General features: G+C 67.7%; 15 protein-coding genes. 8 read left to right on the forward strand and 7 right to left on the reverse strand.

Going from position 1 to position 14,501, the window contains the following annotated elements:
• Positions 1 to 3: 3 nt before the first annotated feature.
• The gene (locus AC5P7E_RS02390; RefSeq protein ID WP_005410566.1) at positions 4 to 186 is read left to right on the forward strand and encodes a hypothetical protein; all 183 of its coding nucleotides are present in this window, start codon (positions 4 to 6) and stop codon (positions 184 to 186) included.
• 49 nt (positions 187 to 235) lie between these two features.
• Here AC5P7E_RS02390 and AC5P7E_RS02395 read toward each other — a convergent pair whose 3' ends face one another.
• From AC5P7E_RS02395 to AC5P7E_RS02405, 3 genes are read right to left on the reverse strand one after another with little or no spacing between them, the layout of a single operon-like run.
• Entirely contained in the window at positions 236 to 1,117 is an 882-nt protein-coding gene (locus tag AC5P7E_RS02395; RefSeq protein WP_100438804.1) for a DUF4097 family beta strand repeat-containing protein, read from the reverse strand.
• Between the two features lie 10 nt (positions 1,118 to 1,127).
• The gene (locus tag AC5P7E_RS02400; RefSeq protein ID WP_111117954.1) at positions 1,128 to 1,661 is read right to left on the reverse strand and encodes a hypothetical protein; all 534 of its coding nucleotides are present in this window, start codon (positions 1,659 to 1,661) and stop codon (positions 1,128 to 1,130) included.
• Complete coding sequence (locus tag AC5P7E_RS02405) at positions 1,658 to 2,236, reverse strand: RNA polymerase sigma factor (RefSeq protein WP_005414221.1); 579 nt, start codon at positions 2,234 to 2,236, stop codon at positions 1,658 to 1,660. The genes AC5P7E_RS02400 and AC5P7E_RS02405 overlap by 4 nt, the downstream gene beginning before the upstream one ends.
• A 126-nt stretch (positions 2,237 to 2,362) precedes the next feature.
• Here AC5P7E_RS02405 and AC5P7E_RS02410 point away from each other — a divergent pair, with 126 nt between their 5' ends.
• Together AC5P7E_RS02410 and AC5P7E_RS02415 are read left to right on the forward strand one after the other, a co-directional pair.
• The gene (locus AC5P7E_RS02410; protein WP_024958248.1) at positions 2,363 to 2,542 is read left to right on the forward strand and encodes a hypothetical protein; all 180 of its coding nucleotides are present in this window, start codon (positions 2,363 to 2,365) and stop codon (positions 2,540 to 2,542) included.
• Positions 2,543 to 2,578: 36 nt separating this feature from the next.
• A complete protein-coding gene (locus AC5P7E_RS02415; RefSeq protein WP_005410571.1) occupies positions 2,579 to 3,172 on the forward strand; it encodes a mechanosensitive ion channel family protein in 594 nt (197 codons plus the stop codon).
• 511 nt (positions 3,173 to 3,683) lie between these two features.
• Here AC5P7E_RS02415 and AC5P7E_RS02420 read toward each other — a convergent pair.
• Positions 3,684 to 3,950 carry a DksA/TraR family C4-type zinc finger protein gene (locus AC5P7E_RS02420; protein ID WP_005414219.1) on the reverse strand — a complete coding sequence of 89 codons (267 nt, stop codon included), beginning with the start codon at positions 3,948 to 3,950 and terminating at the stop codon, positions 3,684 to 3,686.
• A 170-nt stretch (positions 3,951 to 4,120) separates the two neighbouring features.
• Positions 4,121 to 4,678 carry a DUF2058 domain-containing protein gene (locus AC5P7E_RS02425; RefSeq protein ID WP_005414218.1) on the reverse strand — a complete coding sequence of 186 codons (558 nt, stop codon included), beginning with the start codon at positions 4,676 to 4,678 and terminating at the stop codon, positions 4,121 to 4,123.
• Positions 4,679 to 4,740: 62 nt separating this feature from the next.
• Between AC5P7E_RS02425 and AC5P7E_RS02430 the strand changes: the two genes are divergently transcribed.
• The 3 genes from AC5P7E_RS02430 (at position 4,741) to AC5P7E_RS02440 (ending at position 7,710) form a co-directional block, all read left to right on the forward strand.
• On the forward strand, positions 4,741 to 5,241 hold the full coding sequence (locus AC5P7E_RS02430; RefSeq protein WP_005414217.1) for a M48 metallopeptidase family protein: 501 nt from the start codon (positions 4,741 to 4,743) through the stop codon (positions 5,239 to 5,241).
• A 47-nt stretch (positions 5,242 to 5,288) separates the two neighbouring features.
• On the forward strand, positions 5,289 to 5,987 hold the full coding sequence (locus AC5P7E_RS02435) for an RNA pseudouridine synthase (RefSeq protein ID WP_049396640.1): 699 nt from the start codon (positions 5,289 to 5,291) through the stop codon (positions 5,985 to 5,987).
• 130 nt (positions 5,988 to 6,117) lie between these two features.
• Complete coding sequence (locus AC5P7E_RS02440; protein WP_111118436.1) at positions 6,118 to 7,710, forward strand: phospholipase D family protein; 1,593 nt, start codon at positions 6,118 to 6,120, stop codon at positions 7,708 to 7,710.
• Positions 7,711 to 7,713: 3 nt separating this feature from the next.
• On the opposite strand, the gene AC5P7E_RS02445 is transcribed toward AC5P7E_RS02440, so the two are convergent.
• Entirely contained in the window at positions 7,714 to 8,790 is a 1,077-nt protein-coding gene (locus AC5P7E_RS02445) for an HDOD domain-containing protein (RefSeq protein WP_111118437.1), read from the reverse strand.
• A gap of 279 nt (positions 8,791 to 9,069) precedes the next feature.
• Here AC5P7E_RS02445 and AC5P7E_RS02450 point away from each other — a divergent pair, with 279 nt between their 5' ends.
• Positions 9,070 to 10,167, forward strand: coding sequence for a Glu/Leu/Phe/Val dehydrogenase dimerization domain-containing protein (locus AC5P7E_RS02450; RefSeq protein WP_005410578.1), 1,098 nt, complete (start codon positions 9,070 to 9,072; stop codon positions 10,165 to 10,167).
• 45 nt (positions 10,168 to 10,212) lie between these two features.
• Here the strand turns inward: AC5P7E_RS02450 and AC5P7E_RS02455 are convergent, their stop codons facing one another.
• Positions 10,213 to 13,059 carry an autotransporter serine protease gene (locus AC5P7E_RS02455; RefSeq protein ID WP_111118438.1) on the reverse strand — a complete coding sequence of 949 codons (2,847 nt, stop codon included), beginning with the start codon at positions 13,057 to 13,059 and terminating at the stop codon, positions 10,213 to 10,215.
• A 183-nt stretch (positions 13,060 to 13,242) separates the two neighbouring features.
• Between AC5P7E_RS02455 and AC5P7E_RS02460 the strand changes: the two genes are divergently transcribed.
• Entirely contained in the window at positions 13,243 to 14,418 is a 1,176-nt protein-coding gene (locus tag AC5P7E_RS02460; RefSeq protein ID WP_005410580.1) for a thiolase family protein, read from the forward strand.
• Positions 14,419 to 14,501: the final 83 nt, after the last annotated feature.

The following is a 14,501-nucleotide window of genomic DNA, read 5'->3' on the forward strand; positions in this document are numbered from 1 at the left end:
ACCATGCCCCGCAAGGCAAAGACCCCCGCGAAGGCCAGCAACAGCATCCGCAGCGAACGCAAGGGCGCGGCCGCCAGCACCGTGGTCAGCAGCGATTCGATCGCTTCGGACCTGGCAGCGTTCCGCAAGGCCGGTGGCAAGATCGAAGTCCTCGGCACCACCTGGGCGCTGAAGAAAGCCAGCTGACCCAGTACCGACCGCGGCGGCGCTGCCGCCGCGGCCTGCCGGACCGTGCTCAGCGATCCAGGCGTACCCGCACACTGCCCGAATGCGACTGGATGCGGATGTCTCCATCGCCGCCCCCCAGACGCGTATCGAGATGGCTGCCCGGCCCGTAGCGCGGCCGCTCCACCTGACCGGCGTCGCTGTTGATCGAGCCGCTGAAGCTGTTCACCGACAGCTGTGCCGACACCGTGCGTGGCAGGCTCAGCGTGACCGAGGCACTGACCGATTCGACATTGATGCGGCCGCCGGGCGCCAACCCGGCCGCTGCCAGATCGATGCTGCCCGAAACGGTTTCCACCGCCAGTCGCTGCACGCGCCCGGCGTCGACCTCGACCCGTCCGGACACCGTCTGCGCACCGATATCACCGGACACGCCACCGCCGGCCTCGATGCGGCCACTGACGGTGTTCACATCCAGCTTCGGCGTCTGCAGGCGTGCGCTGACGCTGCCACTGACCGTGTTGAGCTTGCTGTCGCCACTGCGGCCAGCCGCGCTCAGGCTGCCGCTGACCGTGTCGGCCTGCAGCCGTCGCACATCGATACCACTGATGTCCTGGCTGGCGCTGACCGTGCTCAGCAGCAGCTCCACCGATCGCGGCACGTTCAGCACCAGCGTTGCACCACCGCTGTTGCTGCGGCGCGGATATTCGATCTCCCAGCGCACACGGTTGGCGCTTTTTTCCTGGCGCAACTGCAGGCCGTCGCTGAGCGTGCCGGTGAGCTGCACGTCATTGCGGTCCCAGCCACGCACGGTCACCTTGCCGGCCACGTTGCTCAGCTCGATGCGACCGCCCGCAGCCAAGGTGTGGCGCTCGTCGATGCGGGTGTCGGCCAGCGCCACGGCAGGGGCCAACAGCAGCGCGACGCAGCAGGAAATCAGGGTTCGGGTCATGGGGGTCTCCTCAGGTCGTCAAGCCGGACTCGGCGGCATAGGCCGCCTGCCGGGTCAGTTCCAGCCGCAGCGCATAGGTGCGCTTGAGCTGGCCAAGCAGGTGCGGCGCACGCGGGTCCTGCGCCAGGGCGGCACGGATCTGCGCCGCGCTTTCATCCAGTTCGTGCAGGGCCGGCTGCCATTCCGGCGCCCGTCCATCGGGCAGCGAAGCGACGGCCTGCTGATACTGCTCGGTCATCGCCGCGGCCTGCAGCTGCAGGGCGGACGGCGCCGGCGTATCCGGCTGCGCATGCCGCCACGGCGCCACCGCATACAGTGCCAGGCTGGCCGCCAGGGCAGCGCCGGCCGGCAACCACCAGCGGCGCCGCGAACGCACCGGCAGGACCATCACGTTGTCCGTTGGCGCGGGTGCTGCCTGCGATTCACGCGGCGGCAGCCGGGCGGACAGGCGTGCCCAGCCATCGGCGGGTACATCGCGCTCGTTCGGCAGCGCGCGCAGCCGGGCCAGCAGGTCGTGATCGGAATCGTGTTCGTGTGTACTCATGTCATGTCTCCCAGCCGTGCGCGCAACAGGCCGCGCGCACGATGCAGCTGTGCCTTGGAACTGCCGACAGCCATCTGCAGCTGCTCGGCGATTTCCTGGTGTTTCCAGCCTTCGATATCGTGCAGCACCAGTACCGCACGCGCCCGTGGTGGCAGTGTCGACAATGCGCGCTCCAGGTCACGCTCGGTACCCGCGCAACGGTCATGCACCGCCAGTTCCTGCAGGCCGCCATCGACATCCTCCAGACTGTCGTGATCCTGCCCTGCGGCGCGACCGCGCAGTTCCATCAGTGCGGCGTTGACCCCCAGCCGATGCAGCCAGGTGGACAGGCTGCTCTCGAAACGGAACCCTGGCAGGGCTTTCCAGGCCTGCAGGAAGGCCTCCTGCAGCGCATCCTCGGCACGTGCCTGCTGGCCGCCACACAACCGCCACAGGACAGCGAATACACGCGGCGCGTGACGCCGGTACAGCAGTTCGTAGGCAGCGGTGTCGCCGGCGGCCGCCGCCCGCACCAGGGCGGGTTCGTCGACGGCGTCGTTGGCGGCAGGCAGCGCGGGCATGGTGGTGTCGAGCATATCGCTTGGATGCGGCGACCCGGGAAAAGGTTTAGAGCCGATCGACGGCCGATGCCATGCAACCTTTTCGACGGCTGCTGCATCCATGGAAGGTCCTTCGCGAATCTGCCGTCCGGGAGTCCTGCCATGTCCAGCCCTTCCTGCGCCGCCCTGCTGGTGATCGCTGCCTGCGTCCTGCTGCAGGCGCTGGGCCTGTCACTGCAGCTGCGCCCCGACAACGGCCGCGCCTGCCTGCATCAGCACCGCCAGGAGCTGGTCTGCCTGGCCTGGACCCCGGCGGTCGAATCCCCCGCACGCGCCGGGTAACATCGAGGGCCGTTATTGCCACCCGTCGTCGCCCCCATGATGTTGTCGCTGAAGGATCACCTGCCGGCCTGGACCTACCCTTGGCTCCACGACGCGGGTATCGCCGTGAAGATCCTGCTCACCCTGCTGGCCGCGTGGCTGCTGCGGGTGCTGGCACGGCGCTTGATCCGCCGCTTCGCCGAGCACTACACGCTGCCACCGGAAATGGTGATGGGCGCGCGCCGGATCACCAGTTTCGTGGTCTATTTCAGCGCAGTGCTGTACATCCTCAGCCTGCTCGGCGCATCGCCGTCGGTACTGTGGACCGCGTTCACCGGCTTCGCGGCGGTGGGTGCGGTGGCCTTCTTCGCGGCCTGGAGCGTGCTCTCCAACATCTTCTGCACGCTGCTGATCTTCACCACGCGCCCGTTCCGCCTGCATGACTACATCGAGGTGCTGGAGAACGGCGAGAAACCGGGCCTGAAGGGGCGGGTGATCGACGTGAACCTGATCTACACCACGCTGCAGGAGACCGGCGACGGCCACGAGGGCACGGTGCTGCAGCTGCCGAACAACCTGTTCTTCCAGCGCACGGTGCGGCGCTGGCGCGACCCGGCACAGGCCCCCGGCGGCATCCAGGGCGACGGCTGAGGGGGTCTTCCTTTGCAGGGCTGCGCCCTGCACCTGCAGAGGCCGAAGCCGAAGCAAGATCAAGAGCGGCATTCCGTGGGATGGCGGGGCGGTGTGGGTGGTCAGGACACGCCGTAAACCCGTCCATGGGGGCTCGATGGCGCCATCCATGGCGCCAACGGTCCTGCCCACCCACACCGCCCCACCTCTGACAGATTCCGCGCGCTGTTGGTGGGTGCCGACCGTTGGTCGGCACATCTGTCAGATATCGATAGTCAAAATTGAATCCGACCCCGTGCCGACCAACGGTCGGCATCAGCAGCGGGTTCCAACAGATCGCGGAAATCTGTCAGAGGCGGGGCGGTGTCGGAGTGCGGGGTGTCCGCGGCATGGATGCCGCGGCCAAGCCCCCATGGACGGGTTCACGGCGTCCCCGCACTCCGACATCGCCCTGCCAACCCACGGAATGCCAGCCTTTGATGTTGACGTTGCTTCTGCAGGTGCAGGGCGCAGCCCTGCAATAAAACACCCCTTACCTCAGCTGGCTGTCCTTGCTGCCACGCCGGTTGTAGCCGGCATGCGCCTGCTCTTCGTCGTCGTGCGCCTGCTGGCACGCCACGCACAGCCGTACCCCGGGCACGGCCTGGCGCCGCGCCAACGGAATCGGTGCGTCGCATTCCTCACAGTGTTCCAGACCAGGGCCCTGCCGCAGCTGGCGCCGCGCGCGGGCAATCGCATCGTCGACGGTGGCGTCGATCTGGTCCTGGACCGCGCCGTCTCCCGCCCAACCGGTGGCCATGGCCATCCTCCGCAGGTGTGTCGCCTGATATGGGGACGATACACCCGCGCACAAAGGAGCAGACCTGTGTTGAGCCGAGCCATGCCCGGCTGATCTTCAGCAATCTGAGCAGAACGTGGAGGGCTTCAATCAGGTCGATCGCGACTTAATCCCCTCCGTCCCCTTTTTGCTTACCAGACCAGGTCGTCGGGCACCTGGAATTGGGCGTAGTAGGCGTCGTCCTCGGCGTTGCCGGTGGAGATCTCGGCGGTCGAGCCCGGCTGGCCGTGGTCGACGATGATTGCTTCCGGGGCGCGCTCACGCACCTTCTCGGCAGCAGCACGTGGCAGCAGCGCGTAACCGTCGCCGTGGGCAACGATAACCAGTACGCCAACCGACAGCGCCTTGCGCAGCTTGGGGTCGATCAGCAGGGTGCGGATCGCCGTGCCATCGCTGAAGCGGTACTCGTCATCGCCCTTGTGGGGCACGGCATGGGCCGCGATGATCTGCTTCGCCTGCGCCTTCTGTTCAGCCTGCCTGGCCTGCGCATTGCGCTCGGCGGCCAGCGCGCGGTCGCGCTCGATCTTCTCGGCGCGGACGCGTTCAGCCTCGCGCTGGACCTCGGCCGAGGTCGATTCGGCCTTGCCCTGGCGGGCCTTGGCCTGCTCGCGCGCGGCGGCGCTGGCCTGCGACTTCTTGGCCAGGCCGGCCTTGAGCAATTGTTCCTGCAGCGCGTTGGGCTTTGCCATGGTCGGTGCGTACCGCGTGTAATCTTGGATGCCCCATTCTACCGACGCCCCGCCGCCCCTGCATGGCAGTCCTGAAGTACCTCACCGGCTATCCCGAACCCCTGGTCGCCCAGGTCAGCGAACTGCTGGCGCAGGGCAAGCTCGGCCCCTGGCTGCAGCAGCGCTACCCCGACCCGCATGAAGTGCGCAGCGACCGCCAGCTGTACGACTACACCCAGGAGCTGAAGGACCGCTACCTGCGCAAGTCGGTGCCGCTCAACAAGGTCTGCTACGACAACACGCTGGAAGTGATCAAGCACGCGCTGGGCACTCATACCGCCATTTCCCGCGTGCACGGCGGCCGCCTCAAGGCCAGCCGCGAGATCCGCATCGCCACCGTGTTCCGCCAGGCACCAGCAGCGTTCCTGCGCATGATCGTGGTGCATGAGCTGGCCCACCTGAAGGAAGCCGACCACAACAAGGCCTTCTACCAGCTGTGCCAGCACATGGAGCCGGAGTACCTGCAGCTGGAGTTCGATACCCGTCTGTACCTGACGGAGCTGGCCAACCGCGGCCAGCGCTGACCGGCCGCAGCAGCTACACTGCGCGCCCCCTGCCCGACCTTTCCGCCATGGAACCGATCCGTCTCGACAAACGCCTGTCCGCCCTGCTCGGCATCCCGCGCGGCGAAGCGCGACGCTACATCGAAGGCGGCTGGGTCACGGTCAACGGCGACGTGGTGGAGCAGCCGCAGCGCCTGGTCGATGACAGCGCGGTGATCGTTGTGGCCGAGCAGGCCAGCGATGAAAAGGCCGAGCGGGTCAGCATGCTGTTGAACAAGCCGGCCGGCGTTGCCGCTGAGACCCTGTGCGCGCTGGTCAGCAGTGACAGCCGCAGCGAACTCGATGCCAGCGACATCCGTCCGCTGCAGCGTCACTTCCATGGCCTGCAGCTGGCCGCCTCGCTTCCGGCCAGCGACAGCGGCCTGGTGGTGGTCAGCCAGGATCCGGCCACGCTGGCCCATCTGCAGCGCAATCTTGGCCGCACCGAACAGGAATACCTGATCGAAGTGGCCGAAGGCGGCCCGGAGCGTGGGCCATGGCTGATGGCGCGTCTGCAGCAGGAGGCCGGCGGCGGCAAGGTCAGCTGGCAGAGCGAACAACGCCTGCGCTTTGCCGGCAAGGGGCTTACCGCCAAGGGCCTGCGTGCAGCGGTGACAGCCGCCGGGCTGCAGGTGACCGGGGTGCGCCGCCTGCGTATCGGACGCGTGGCGCTGGGGCCGCTGCCGCCGGGGCAGTGGCGGTACCTGGGCAGCGACGAGCGGTTCTGAGGTGTGCGGGTCAGAGCCCTTTCCTGTGGAAAGGGATCCGACCCCATCGGTGACGCCCCCTCGGGGTGGGATTCCGTGCCGAAGGCAAGGGCTCTGACCCCCTGTCGATCCTGCAGGCATTCCTTCACGCATGGCGTGGCTCTACCATCGGGGCATGAGCCTGCCCAAGCCGCTGTGGCGACGCCTGCTGCGTGTTGCTGCGATCATCCTCGCCGTGCTGGTGCTGCTGGTGCTGTCCGGCCTGCTGCTGGCCGACCACCTCACGCCGCAGGCACGGGGCACGCCTTCGCATGTGCTGCCACTGCAGCCGGCGCAGACCCGCATCGACCAGCAGATCGTGCCATTGCAGGAGGCCCATCCCGGCCAGTCCGGCGTGGCCTTCCTCAGTGATGGCATGGATGCCTTCGCCGCACGCGCGATGATCACCACGCACGCAGGCCGCAGCCTGGACCTGCAGTACTACATCTGGCACGACGACCTGATCGGCCACCTGATGGCCAAGGCGCTGTATGACGCCGCCGAGCGCGGCGTGCGCGTGCGCATCCTGCTTGATGACATGAATGCCAAGGACAAGGACGCGCTGATGATGGCGCTCGATGCGCATCCGAACATCGAGATCCGCCTGTACAACCCGTTCCGCAACCGGACCGGCATCCTGCGCATGGTGGAGATGGTGCAGCGCTTCTTCAGCGTGAACCACCGCATGCACAACAAGAGCTGGATCGCCGATGGCCGCGTCGCGATCGTCGGTGGCCGCAACATCGGCGAGGAGTATTTCAGCGCGCGCACCGATGTGAACTTCCAGGATCTGGACCTGCTGGTCGCCGGCCCCGCCGTGGAGCAGGCCAACCGCATCTTCGACGACTACTGGAACAGCGAAACCGCCATTCCGGTATCCGCGCTTGCCTTCCATACCGACGCACAGCTGCGCCTGCTGGTGCGCGAATCGGACCATGAGGCGCAGCGGGACGTGGCCCGGCCGTACCTGGCGCGCGTAGCCGAATCACGCAAGCGGCAGCGCCCGAGCCCCGAGCCGCTGCGCTGGAGCGGTGCAGTGCGCATCGTGTCCGACCCGCCGATGAAGCACCGCAAGGACGATCGCGCTGCCTGGCTGGTGTCGACCCTGATCAGCGAGCTGCAGGCCGCCAGGCACAAGGCCCTGTTGATCTCGCCCTACTTCGTTCCCGGCAACGAGGGCCTGGATGGCTTTTCGGCCATGTCCGGGCGGGGCGTGCAGGTCGGCGTGGTCACCAACTCACTGGCCGCCAATGACGTCGCCGCCGTGCATGGTGGCTACATGGGCTACCGCGTGCCGTTGCTCGAAGCCGGCGTCCACCTTTACGAATTGAAGGCACAAGGGCAGTCCGGCGATGCCGGCGTGTTCGGCAGCAGCGGCGCCAGCCTGCATACCAAGGCGTTCCTGGTCGATGACCGCCGCGGTTTTGTCGGTTCGTTCAACCTCGACCCGCGCTCGGCCTATCTGAACACCGAGATGGGCGTGCTGTTTGACGATCCGGTGCTGGGCGCGCAGCTGCGGGACGAGTACCTGCGCCTGGCTGATCCCAGGCACAGCTGGTGGCTGGCGCTGGATGACCGTCGCCGGTTGCGCTGGCTGGAGCGCGAACCGCCACCGCACTGGGTGGAGGAGGAGCCGGGGGCAACGGCGCGCAAACGCTGGTTGTCGCGGGTGATCAGCTGGCTGCCGGTCGAATCGCAGCTGTAGCGCTCAGGGCGTTGGACCCGCCTCTTCCTGTCCGGCCTCATCACGTGTTTCCACGCTGCGTCCATGCAGGCGCCGCCAGATCCAACGCAGGGCATGCGGCGGCGCTGAAGGCAACTGTTCGAGCAGGGCCAGCATGCGGCTCTGGCCGGCATGTCCATGCCGGCACAGCAGGCTGGCTGCCGCCGCAGCGCTGGCCAGACGCAGGCTGTCGGCGAGTGGGCCATCGGCCTCCGGCGCCAGTGCCTGGTGCACGGGCTCGGGCAGCTCCCAGGCTGCAGCCACGCGTTGTGCCAGCGGCAACGACCATTGTTGGAGCAGTTGCAGGGCCAGCGCCGGCTCCACGGTTTCGTCGCGTGCCTGCGCTTCCTGCAGCAGCTGGCGCATCACCAGCGCTGACCCCAGCCCCTGCACCAGGCCCAGCCACTGCGCAGCGAAGGCATCACCGAAGGTGACCGTGCGCGCATGATCGGCGGCCGCACGCGAAGCCAGCAGTGCGTGCTCCCAGATGATCGTGCTGAACTGCGGAAACATGCCGCACTGCACCTGCATCACCGGCTGCACCAGCACCGCGCTGATGATCTGGCGCACGCCCTCGGTACCGACCAGGGTCACCGCACGCTGCAGGCTTTCCACCGGCCGCTCATGCACCTTGTAGGCCGGGCTGTTGGCGATGCGCAGCAGATTTCCGGTCAGCACCGGGTCCTGGCCGATGATGGCCGCCATCACCCGTGCCGAGGCGGCATCGTCGTTGACGGTCTGGATCAGCTGCGGCAGCAGTTGCGGGCGCCGCGGCAGGTGCCGGGCGGCCCAGTCACGGTCCTGCAGCGCGCGCGCCACCGCTTCGCCCAGTGCCGGATCCTGCACGGGGGCAGGCTCGCCGGCCAGCCGTGGGTACAGGGCAAGTGCATGCAGGCCGCGCTGCAGGTGGGCGGCGATCTCACCGGCCTGCAGCGCCTCGCCCTGAAGGCTGGCTGCGGCAGCAGCGACCGCCTGTCGCGATACGGCCGCCAGGCGCAACGGAGCCGCCCCGGTCGAACGCGCCAGCCAGCCGCGCAGCGATCGCCACCAGGCCGGCGTCATCGCCGCCTGCCCTGTCGTTGTGGTGCCCTTGCCGTCACTGACCGCCCTGCCTCTTCACGCGAATCCGGCCACCCGCCGTCGTCGCAGCATCGGCCGCACTTTCATCTTCTTTAACCGGAAGGGCGCCGATGTCGACGGCAGCGACCGGGGGAATGGACTAGAATGGCGCCGCGCGACCCGTCCCCCTGCACTGACGACGTCGCTTTTTTTGTTTTTGGGACCCTACCGTTCACTGGCCGTTCGCTGCAGTTCGCCGCGGTTCGCGCCATCGGAGACGCCATGCTATTCGAAACCCTCGCCACCACCGGCCACGAACAAGTGGTGTTCTGCCACAACCACGATGCCGGCCTGAAGGCGATCATCGCCATCCACAACACCACCCTGGGCCCCGCCCTGGGCGGCGTGCGCATGCGCCCTTACGCCAGCACCGACGAGGCGCTGGCCGATGTGCTGCGGCTGAGCCGGACGATGACCTACAAGAATGCGCTGGCCGGGCTCAACGTGGGCGGCGGCAAGGCGGTGATCATCGGCGACCCGAAGACGGACAAGACCGAGGTACTGTTCCGCGCCTTCGGCCGCTACGTCGATTCGCTGGGCGGCCGCTACATCACCGCCGAGGACGTTGGCACCGACGTCAACGACATGGAGAACATCTACCTGGAGAGCCAGTTCGTGACCGGCGTGCACCAGGTCCATGGTGGCTCCGGCGATCCGGCGCCTTTCACGGCCTACGGCGCACTGCAGGCACTGATGGCGTCGATGCGCTTCAAGTTCGGCCATGAGGAAGTAGGCAAGACCAGCATCGCGGTGCAGGGCCTGGGCCACATCGGCATGGAACTGGTGAAACTGCTGCGTGACCGCGGTGCCAAACTGTATGTCACCGACCTGGACAGTGCCCTGGTTGATCGTGCAGTCAGCGATTTCGGCGCCGAGGCGGTCAAGCCGGACGAGATCCACGAAGTGAACGCCGATGTGTTCGCACCGTGTGCGCTGGAAGGCGCGATCAACGCCGATACGCTGCCGCGGATCAAGGCCAAGATCATCTGCGGCACTGCCAACAACCAGCTGTCGAGCCTGGAGATCGGCGACGAACTGCATGCGCGCGGCATCCTCTACGCCCCGGACTACGCTGTCAACGCCGGCGGTGTGATGAACGTGTCGCTGGAGATCGACGGCTACAACCGCGAACGCGCGATGCGCCTGATCCGCAGCATCTACCACAACCTCACCCGCATCTTCGAACTGTCGCAGCGCGAGAACATCGCGCCGCAGCGGGCCGCCGATCGCATTGCGGAAAGCCGCATCCTGTCGATCGGCAAGCTGAAGATGCCGCTGGGCCGCAGCACTCCGCGCCTGGGCAACCTGCGCGGCGGCTGAGGCTGCAGACGTCGCGCCGGGAGCCTTCCCGGCGCGACCGATTGCTCAGAACCCGGTGCTGTAGCGCAACGCAGCCTGCCGCGCGCCCTCGCCACCGATACGCTGGTCGAAACCCAGGCTCAAGCGGCCATTGCGGCCCCACCACGATTCCAGCGCGACGCCGATCAGCGCACTGCCGCGCGGCGCATTCCAGCCTGCCAGCGGCGCCCAGGCATCCACGCCGACAAAACTGGCCTGCCAATCGGCGTCACCGCCGTCCAGCCGCTGCTGCCACTCGGCGTGTCCGCGCAGGTTCCAACGCCCCCAGCCCCGCTCGCCACGGATGCCGGCCAGCATCTGGCTGCGCTGCGCGCGGGTGGCATCACCCCGCAGGCCGAAGCCGAAACCGCCCAGCTCATTGAACGCATCGGTATCGACACGCGTGGTGCTGGCACCGAGGTAGGGCGTCACCGAAGCCCCTGCGCGGCCCAGGCGATATCCGCCTTCCACGCTGGCGCTGCTGAAACGCCCGCCGTAACGCGCCGAGACACCATAGGCGCCCGCACCCAGCAGCAGCTGGCGATCCAGCGCGCGGGTGAACTGGCCACTGCCGAACTGGGCCAGCGCATAGCCACGCCCCAGGTTCCAGCCAGCGTACAACTGTGCCTGCGCCTGGCGATCACGCCCGCGATCGCCGCCGAAACTGCTGCCACCATTGCTGCGGGTCTCACCGAAGGCGACGCCCATCAGGCCGTTGCCGCCCAGCGGCAGATCCTGGCCGGCCATCCAGCCCCGGCTGTCGGCGGCGTTGCCGGCGAAGCTGCCCTGCCCCGCCTCACCCAGCGCGCTCTGCCAGCTCCCGCGCAGGCGCGGGGTGGCCTGTACACGATCGAAGCGCTCGGCAATCGCACGCCGCGACATGTCGATGCTGTCGAAGGTGGCGGCCTCGGCGCGGGCATGCGCCTGGCCGGACAGGCTCTGCAGGCTGTCGGCCAGGCCCTGCTGGCCGCCTCCGGCCCACTGCAGCGCACCGGCTGCCGCACCGAAGGGCGATCCCTGCAGGCCGGTGTTGCCGTCGAGCACTGCGAATGCGCCTTCCAGGCGCTGCGCTGCGGCCTGTGCGGAGGCGCTCAGGCCACTGGCTGCGGCGGTGACGCTGACCTGGTTCACGTTCAACCAGGCGTTGTTGCTGTCGTAGCCATACGTGGGTGCCACCAGGGTCAGCCCCTGCAGGCCGGTGGAAGTGGCTTGGGTACTGAAGGTGCCGTTCAGGCCACCCGCGGCGTGGATGAGGTCCTGGCGCGCTCCGTTCTGCGGCACATAGCCGGAGACGAAGCCGTGCACACGCACACCGCCATTGATCGTTGCGTTGCCGGTGACCTGAAGTGCGTTGGCACCGAGCGCGATCATCAGCTGCGCGCCGGGCTGCTGGGTGTAGTTGCCCTCGATGGTGCCGGTGGTGTTGCCGGTGGTGAGGAACACGCTGCCGCCGTTGACCACATTGCCGATCACCCGCGGCGTGCCACCGTTGAACTGCAGACCGGTGGAGTCCGGGTCGGGCTGGGCGAGGATCGTCACATTTGAACGGATCACGCCACCGTTCTGCAGCGTCAGGATGCCGCGCTCGATGCGGGTGGCGCCGGAATAGCTGTTGTTGCCGGCCAGTACCAGCTTGCCTCCGCCCTGCTTGACCAGGCCACCGCTGCCGGTGATGTCGTTGCTCCACATCGAGTTGGTCGAGCCGGCATCAACGTTGGCAACCACATCGCCCCAGTCGAAGCGGCCGGGACCGTTGATCGCGCGACCGATGTCGAGCAGGCCATAGCCGAACACTGGATCCACGCCGGGCGCACCGATGTCCTTGGCAGTGCCCAGCAGGGTCTGCCTCACCAGATCGTTGTTGAAGTAGGGGAAGCGCTGCCAGACCAGCGCCGCCGCACCGGAGACCAGCGGCGCGGCGAACGAGGTGCCGTAGTTCCAGTAGTAGCTGCCACCGTTGGCATCCGGGTAGACCGCGCTGCCCGGCGCCGCCAGGCAGTAGCGGGCCGCCTGGCCGCAGGCATTCGAATAGCTGGCCAGCGCGCCCGGCGTAAACGGGTCCACCGCCGTGGCCACCAGCCAGCCGCGCTCCAGATCGGCCGCCGGAAGCGTGCCTGCCACGCCCTTCTGGCTGGGCAGCGCGGCCAGGCTGCTCGGCTCGCTGCGGCCGTCATTGCCGGCGGCGAACACCACCAGGCCACCGTGGTTGATCACGAACGGCCGGTATTCGGCGGCTACCTGCGCGGTGGTCGGCAGGTCGGTCCAGTACAGGCCGCCCCACGAGTTGTTCATCACCTTCACGTTGTAGCTGATCAGGTCCTGGTGGACCTGGGCCACGCCCAGCGGCCCACTGAAGGCATTGCCCTGGCCACTGCCGTCATCGGTCGGCGGCTTGTCGGAAATGATCCTTGCCGAGACGATCTGGGCGCCTGGCGCGATACCGCCCGGCCAGGTCCCCACTGCTGCGCCGGCGGCGAGGCTGGCCACGGCGGTGCCATGCCCGACCACGTCATCAACCGCCAGGTTGTTCCTGGCGGGATCGATGTAATTGAAGTTGGCCAGCACGCGACCATTCAAGGCCACCGCGTTGCGCTGCACGCCCGAATCGACGATGCCGATGCGCACGCCCTGCCCGGTCAGGCCGGCGGCCTGTGCGGCACGCGCGTTGGTGACTGAAAGATGCGCATCAAAGGCCGGCTCCTGCGGCTTGGCCGGCGGTGGTGTCGTCGGCGGAGGCGTGGTTGGAGGCGTCGGCGTGGTCGGGGGCGGGTCGACGCGCACGTTGCTGCCGCCTCCGCCGCCTCCACCACAGGCCGTCAGCGCCATCGCCAGCGCGGTTGCCAGCACAGACCTCACCATCATCGTTCGCTCCATCGATTCCTTCCCGTGAACGTTGGCCTGCCTTCATCCCGGCAGGCGTTCGGCGCCGCACAGCGGCAGCCCTCCCCGACCCTCTATACTTGGGCCGACCCCCACGCAGTCTGCCGGGAAACCGGGGCGCATCCAACGGCCTCCGGTCTCCTTTCCGAACATTGCCTACGCATCAACGAGATTGCCATGTCCAACATCGTCATCGCCGCCGCCAAGCGCACCGCCATCGGCTCCTTCCTCGGCCAGTTCAACGGTGTGCCGACCCCGACCCTCGGCGCCGCAGCCATCGCCGCCGCGCTGGAACAATCGGGTGTCCCGGCCAGCGACGTTTCCGAAGTCCTGATGGGCTGCGTGCTGCCGGCCAACCTCGGCCAGGCGCCCGCCCGCCAGGCGGCGATCGCCGCCGGCATCCCGCTGTCGGCCGGTGCCACCACGCTGAACAAGGTGTGCGGCTCGGGCATGAAGACCATCATGCTCGGCCATGACCTGATCAAGGCCGGCTCGGCCAGCATCGTGGTCGCCGGCGGCATGGAATCGATGTCCAACGCCCCGCACATGCTGCCGAACTCCCGTACCGGCAACCGTTTCGGCAACTTCCAGGCGGTCGACCACATGGCCCACGATGGCCTGGTCAACGCCTATGACGGCAAGGCCATGGGCGAATTCGCCGAGTGCGCGGTGGACAAGTACCAGTTCAGCCGCGAAGAGCAGGACGCCTATGCGATCGAGTCGGTCAAGCGCGCGCAGGCTGCCCAGGCCAATGGTGCGTTCGCCGACGAGATCGTCGCGGTGAAGGTCGCCACCCGCAAGGGTGAGGTCGAGGTCGCCATCGACGAGCAGCCGGGGCGCTCCGACATCGCCAAGATCCCGACCCTGCGTCCGGCCTTCAAGAAGGACGGCAGCGTGACCGCCGCCAGTTCCTCCAGCATCTCCGACGGTGCCGCCGCGGTGGTGCTGCTGACCGAAGAGGACGCCGCCGCGCGAGGCATCACGCCACTGGCCCGTATCGTCGGCCACGCCACCCACTCGCAGGAGCCGGAGTGGTTCACCACCGCGCCGATCGGTGCGCTGCACAAGCTGCTGGGCAAGACCGGCTGGTCGCTGGACCAGGTCGATCTGTTCGAAATCAACGAAGCCTTTGCCGTGGTGGCGATGGCCCCGATGCGCGAACTGGGCATCCCTCACGACAAGCTCAACGTGAATGGCGGCGCCTGCGCACTGGGTCACCCCATCGGTGCCTCCGGCGCACGTCTTGTGGTGACCCTGGTCAACGCTCTGCGCACGCGTGGTGGCAAGCGCGGCATTGCCACCCTCTGCATCGGCGGCGGCGAAGCAACGGCAATCGCCATCGAATTGATTTAAAAAGATTTAACGATGATTTCGCAAAAATGAATGCGGGATCGCTTGACACCCAATCTTGGCTTGTCATCATGTTGTCGGCGCGC

The sequence above is a fragment of the Stenotrophomonas sp. YJH_SMC_25 genome (genome assembly GCF_059369595.1).

Coding starts and splice junctions, on each gene's coding strand:
- AC5P7E_RS02445 (WP_111118437.1), bottom strand. CDS start 8,790: ATGACGCCGGCCTGGTGGCGATCGCTGCGCGGCTGGCTGGCGCGTTCG.
- AC5P7E_RS02460 (WP_005410580.1), top strand. CDS start 13,243: ATGTCCAACATCGTCATCGCCGCCGCCAAGCGCACCGCCATCGGCTCC.
- AC5P7E_RS02420 (WP_005414219.1), bottom strand. CDS start 3,950: ATGGCCACCGGTTGGGCGGGAGACGGCGCGGTCCAGGACCAGATCGAC.
- AC5P7E_RS02400 (WP_111117954.1), bottom strand. CDS start 1,661: ATGAGTACACACGAACACGATTCCGATCACGACCTGCTGGCCCGGCTG.
- AC5P7E_RS02440 (WP_111118436.1), top strand. CDS start 6,118: ATGGCGTGGCTCTACCATCGGGGCATGAGCCTGCCCAAGCCGCTGTGG.
- AC5P7E_RS02410 (WP_024958248.1), top strand. CDS start 2,363: ATGTCCAGCCCTTCCTGCGCCGCCCTGCTGGTGATCGCTGCCTGCGTC.
- AC5P7E_RS02405 (WP_005414221.1), bottom strand. CDS start 2,236: ATGCTCGACACCACCATGCCCGCGCTGCCTGCCGCCAACGACGCCGTC.
- AC5P7E_RS02390 (WP_005410566.1), top strand. CDS start 4: ATGCCCCGCAAGGCAAAGACCCCCGCGAAGGCCAGCAACAGCATCCGC.
- AC5P7E_RS02430 (WP_005414217.1), top strand. CDS start 4,741: ATGGCAGTCCTGAAGTACCTCACCGGCTATCCCGAACCCCTGGTCGCC.
- AC5P7E_RS02435 (WP_049396640.1), top strand. CDS start 5,289: ATGGAACCGATCCGTCTCGACAAACGCCTGTCCGCCCTGCTCGGCATC.
- AC5P7E_RS02415 (WP_005410571.1), top strand. CDS start 2,579: ATGATGTTGTCGCTGAAGGATCACCTGCCGGCCTGGACCTACCCTTGG.
- AC5P7E_RS02455 (WP_111118438.1), bottom strand. CDS start 13,059: ATGGAGCGAACGATGATGGTGAGGTCTGTGCTGGCAACCGCGCTGGCG.
- AC5P7E_RS02395 (WP_100438804.1), bottom strand. CDS start 1,117: ATGACCCGAACCCTGATTTCCTGCTGCGTCGCGCTGCTGTTGGCCCCT.
- AC5P7E_RS02450 (WP_005410578.1), top strand. CDS start 9,070: ATGCTATTCGAAACCCTCGCCACCACCGGCCACGAACAAGTGGTGTTC.
- AC5P7E_RS02425 (WP_005414218.1), bottom strand. CDS start 4,678: ATGGCAAAGCCCAACGCGCTGCAGGAACAATTGCTCAAGGCCGGCCTG.